6 protein-coding genes are annotated in these 5195 nt (G+C 51.8%); all 6 read left to right on the top strand.

The genetic code is table 11. The annotated features are described in order from the left end of the window. The coding region (gene rsgA / locus QMD53_06705; GenBank protein ID MDI6800334.1) for a ribosome small subunit-dependent GTPase A at positions 1–991 on the top strand (991 nt) is incomplete at its 5' end. A gap of 238 nt (positions 992–1229) precedes the next feature. Continuing rightward, positions 1230–2534, top strand: coding sequence for a hypothetical protein (locus QMD53_06700; protein ID MDI6800333.1), 1305 nt, complete (start codon positions 1230–1232; stop codon positions 2532–2534). Positions 2535–2631: 97 nt separating this feature from the next. Next, entirely contained in the window at positions 2632–3552 is a 921-nt protein-coding gene (locus QMD53_06695) for a hypothetical protein (GenBank protein MDI6800332.1), read from the top strand. Further along, a complete protein-coding gene (locus QMD53_06690; GenBank protein MDI6800331.1) occupies positions 3483–4064 on the top strand; it encodes a FecR domain-containing protein in 582 nt (193 codons plus the stop codon). Before QMD53_06695 ends, QMD53_06690 begins: the two co-directional genes overlap by 70 nt. A 1-nt stretch (position 4065) precedes the next feature. Further along, the gene (locus QMD53_06685) at positions 4066–4584 is read left to right on the top strand and encodes a hypothetical protein (GenBank protein MDI6800330.1); all 519 of its coding nucleotides are present in this window, start codon (positions 4066–4068) and stop codon (positions 4582–4584) included. Positions 4585–4609: 25 nt separating this feature from the next. Further along, positions 4610–5185 (top strand): hypothetical protein, encoded by a 576-nt coding sequence (locus QMD53_06680; protein MDI6800329.1) that lies wholly within the window; start codon positions 4610–4612, stop codon positions 5183–5185. Positions 5186–5195: the final 10 nt, after the last annotated feature.

Here is a 5195-nt window from a genome sequence, read left to right as displayed (position 1 = left end):
AAGGATAATCCGTGAGAACTTGGGCGAATATATCGCCCTCGGCGAAGACGGTGAAATTACTGCTAAACTTTTGGGCAGGCTTCGCTACCAGGCCGTTGATAAGAGCGAGCTGCCATCCGTCGGCGATTGGGTAGCGGCTAAAGTTGCAAAGGACCAGGGCCGGGCCACCATCCACGCTCTCCTTCCCAGAAAGAGCGCTTTCATCCGCAAAGCCGCAGGCAAAGAGCTTGAGGACCAAGTCGTCGCCGCCAACGTGGAGACGGTCTTCATCGTCATGGGACTGGATCAAAACTTCAACTTGCGCCGCATCGAACGGTATCTCTCACTCGCCTTCGAGAGCGGGGCGACTCCGGTCATCCTGCTAAATAAAGCCGATCTTTGTGAAGACTTGGATGAGCGGGTGAGCGAGGTTGAAGCGGTTGTCCTCGGGGTGGAGGTCCATCCTTTAAGTGCAACCAAAAACATCGGCCTGGAGGTCCTGGATAGATATATCGCTCCCGGCCTGACCGTCGCCTTTTTGGGCTCGTCGGGAGTGGGCAAATCGACCATCATCAATACTCTCCTTGGAAGCGATCGCCTAAAGACGGCCGAGGTCATTTTGGAGGGGAGCCGGGGCCGGCACACCACCACCTTTCGGGAACTTATCCTGCTGCCATCGGGCGGCATGGTCATTGATACCCCAGGTATGCGTGAGATTCAGGTTACCGGCGATGAAGAGGGTCTAAAACAGGTCTTTGGCGATATCTTGGAGCTGGCCCAAAGATGTAAATTCAACGATTGCAGCCACGAGGCGGAGATCGGCTGCGCTGTTAAGCAGGCGGTAAGCGACGGACAGCTTTTAGAGGAGCGCTTGGAGAGCTATCTCAAGCTCAAAAAGGAGTTCGCCTATCAGAAGGGGCGGCAAGAGATGCGCGCAGCAGCTCTAGAGGAGGCCCGCTGGAAGAAGATCAGCCAGCTTCAGAAGGATATCAAAAGCCGTGGCAAGAAGTAGTGCTGGCTTGAGGGGTTTTAAGCATCTCAGTCCACTATTTTTAATCAATTTTAAAGATTTTTACGCTCTAATGGATAATATCCTCACTCCTCGTTAATTAATTCTAAAATCCCACTTTTTTGCGGCTTTTTGCTTCGGCACATAGTAGAATATTGTTAGAATCTATTTCCCCTAAGTTGTCTTTAAAAAATAGCGACCCTTCTTTTCTAGGTGAACGGCGACGGAAAAAGGAGATGGTGTGATGGGCGAAGAGGCCAAGCAGCAAGTCATCCTGGAGTGTCCGGCAAGCTATTCCTTGAGCGACCAAGCGGGTCAAGTGACTGCCAGCGGCCAGGCATCGATTAGGCTGGCAAAGGAAGACATCTCCATCCTTCCAAAATTCGGCGAGACTCTCTTCTTTTCGCTCAGAGACATCTTGGTCATCTTGGAGGGCGAGTACAGAATCAACCTTACCCTCTCCTCCAAGGAGATCCTCACCCTTTTTGATCTCGGCTACAAATACGAAGACTTTTTAAGGTTTCTCTTCAAGCTCCGAGGCGAACTTCTGCTCAAAGACATGCTTATGCAGGAGACGTGCAAAAAGTCGGGGGTGGAAGCCGAACTGGTTCACCTCGAGGCCGATGGTTCCGAGAGGTTTAAGGGCAAAGGAGAGCTTCGCCTCTACGAGACAGCTATCGTCTTTATGCCCGAGAAGAGCGAGCCCGTAAGGATACTCTATGGTGACATCTTGGAGGTAAAGTCCGAAGATTACGCCCTTACGGTCGTAACCGAATTTGGAGAAAGATTCACCTTCTCGCAGATGGGCGGGGAGTTCGATCCCGTTACAAGGGCCCTGTCCGACGCCATAAGCGAGCTCTCATTGAAGGTTCAATCCTCGCTCAGAGAGCTGTTGCCCCAGGCTGACCCCTCCGTCATCAGGCGGGTTGCCCGCTTCATGAAGGAAGGCCGGGCGGCCAAAAGGAGCGACATCGAAACCGTCTCGGCCGATATCTGGCTCGAAATGGAGAGGAAGCTTGAGACTTTGGGCCTCAAAGAGGAGTACGATTTTTTAACTTCGTTCGCTCAAAAGGAGAGGATGGCCATCGGGCTCAAACGGGGGCTATTGGGCGATTTGACTGGTGAATATATCTGGTTTTTAATCCCCATTTACAGCGCGGATCCGAATCAACCGGGGAATGCGGTCGCCATGGAGGCGACCGGCGGCGAAGGCGGGGGCAAGGCGACCTATTTCTTCAGGATCGTCGAGAAGAATGATTATCCCAATTATAAGGAGATTGAGGGGTTGCATCGGAAGGTGGATGATTTCATCAAAAGGATAAACCGCTGCATGCTTGAGATTAACTTCAGAAGAGAGCCGATCTACTTGCCGGAAGAGAAATTGCTGCAACCCGAATATCAGAAATACCAATTTACCATGCAAAAGGTACCCGCATTGAGGGAGCTTCGCCGCCTCTTCATCGGCCGGGTGATCCATTCTTCGCCGGAGCAGTGGAAGAATGATGTGATGCAGCTGCTCAAGTCGAACGTAAGCAGGGAAGGGTAGGCAAAATCGAAGGTGTTTATATCACATCATTTTAAGAGGCGGAAAGTCGGGCACAGGCGACTAGAAACCCGCGGCGGTTTAGAAGAGAGGAGAGGTTGTGAGCGATAAGGGCTGGTTTATGGAATCGGTCCGTTTAACCCGGGCAACCGCTCTTCCAACCAAAGAGGAGATGGAGAGAGTTTTGCCTGCTCCGCTCCCCCCGCAATGGCAGATCACCAAGCTTCATAACCTAACTGATGGTGGCTATACAGTAACGCTTGGTCACTTAAATCCCCTCCCGTCGGAAGGGGAGGAGTTCTACCAAGCCTTGGCTGAAAATCCGTATGTCGGCGCCATTGAAGCGGCTGCTTTAGCCAACCAGATGGAAGGGGTTCTAGCTGTTTCGGGAATGGATATGACCCCTGGGAGCGGAGAGTACGATTACTATGCCAACTTGGGCATCTCGGAACACCCCGATAAAGAGGCAGCCCGCCAATCCTTTGAGAACATCAAGGGGGCACCCGGTCCCGATGCGGAGGTTGCCCCGCCTGGGTTACCGGCCGGCTTCTCTCTGGGCGAAATCTTGGAAGCATTTGCTCCCAAAGAGTTGGCCGAGGAGGCGAAGAAGGCATTGGGCGAGTACCAGAAGTCACTCGCCGTATCGGGAGTCGGCCATGAAGAGGGGAAGTTCTTGGACGAAGAGGCACTCTTTCTTATTGGCCAAAATGGCGAAAGGGTTTGTCAAACGGTCTTGGTGAATAATTTCGTGATAATGGGAGACATACTTGCTTGCTCGAAACTGCCTCAGGGCGAAAAGCCCGTCCATTCTGTCCAATGTCAGATGGCGCGAAAGAATCTCACGCTAAGCCCGGACCGTCCGTTAATGTATGGGATGGCAGCAAAAAGGTCAAATCGGTCAATTCGACTTGCCAATGCGCCCATTGTAAAGCCCACCCAGAATGCTCAACCTTGCAAGCGGAAGGCTTCATTAACCTTGAGGCGGCGGAGTCCCTTCTTCTTGGGCTATTCAAGAGGATAAAAAGAGAGGCGCTTGAGGAAGAGAACGAAGGGGCTGGGGTGGAAATAATGAGGGGAAAGAAGAGAATTAAACCGGGGGCTGATAAATTTCGCGTTGAAGTGAAAGATGTGATCAGGATGTCAAAAAAGGGGCAAGTGAACTTGGTTGACGAAGCGGGCAATAAGATGGCGCTTGGCGCCAAGACCGAAATAAAGATAGATGGACCGACCGATTTTGAGTTGCTAGGCGGAACGATCACAGCCTTCATCCGAAAGCTTAAGCCCAAATCTAAGTTCGATCTTAAAATCCCGTTTCTCGGCGTCAATTCGATTAGGGGCACCATCTTCTCGGTCTGGACGGATGGGGAGACGATGACCCTAACGGTCGTCGAAGGTCAGGTGGAATTCTCCGATTTAAAAGGGAACGCGGTGATGGTAAAAGAGAATCAGAGCTGTATCTGCTCCAAGGAGCAGGGCTTGCAACTCCCCGTAACTCTACCGGTCAACCTCAAAGAGCAATATAAGGAGGAATGAGATGGCTCGGCAGGGTACCAATGTTACCCGCATTTCAGGTGATGTCTTTGTGAAGGAGGGTGCTACTAAAGAGCGAGTCGATGAGTTTGTGAATGTAAAGAGGATGGCCGAGATATGGGCGAGGGCTAACTCCTACGCCAGCCTGAGCGATAACCCGAACCCCGAATCGGGACGGCAGGCCAGCGGGGCGACGCTCTTTCCAGATAGCAAGATTCAAGTTCGAGTGGACGGTGGCTTCATCGATGGGATCGATATCGAAAGTGGCTTGGCCAATATTTGGCTCGCTCCGGGCAAGTTGGCCTTAACCCCCGTGGCCGAGCTCTCCGGAATGGTCTGGGTTCATGTCGCTGCCGACGGGAGAACGGTTGTGGCTGGCGGCCGAGAAACCATCCATAACCGCAAAACGCGTCGGGCAGTCACCATAGACGAAAATCAGCAGGTATTGATCACCGAAGATGATATCGGTCAACCCGAACCGATGGATCAGCGTTTTTTTCAAGGCCCAAGAGACTCTCTTTAATCTGGGTTCATTTGCCGGATTCAAGATGTATAGTGTGGTCGCCGAAGAATCGGACGCCATGCTCAAAGCCTCCCTTGCGGCCATCCAATCCATGGCTGAACAGTCGGGTCAAGATTTCGAAGACTTGAAAGAGGAGACTGTGCGGGATTTTGCCAAGCATAAGGAGTGGGCAAAGGGCCAGGCGGATGAAGCCCTTCAAAAAGCGGAGGAGATTTTAGAAACCGATTTTTCAGCCGCCAGGGCGATACCCACCAACCAGGAGACCGAATATCAGGGCGTCAAGCTCAACATCGCATCGGTTAAAAGGGATTCAAAGTCTAAGGGGACCGATTTGTTAACCATACAGATTGAGGCGAAGAACGAGGCTGGCAAAGAGGTTTTCATCTTCTGGAATGAAGAGGCGAGACTCATAAGCGTTGAAGGAGAGGTCTTTTCGGTTGATGATTATGATTTGGAGACGAGCTTTGCGGACCAAACGACGGCAAAAGGCCATCTCTTTATTCCGGTAAAAGGCGATGGCGATAAGTTTATCCTTCAGCTTGGCAAGAAAAGCCTACCAAAGATCGAGGTGGAACTGGATTTATCGAAGAACTTGTCTTAAGGAGGTGACT

It is taken from the genome of Actinomycetota bacterium (assembly GCA_030017835.1).
In the GTDB taxonomy this organism is placed as follows: Bacteria; Actinomycetota; Aquicultoria; order UBA3085; family Oleimmundimicrobiaceae; genus Yes70-04.
Note: the sequence above shows the minus strand (reverse complement) of the source record. Positions and strands in the feature narration are given on the sequence as shown.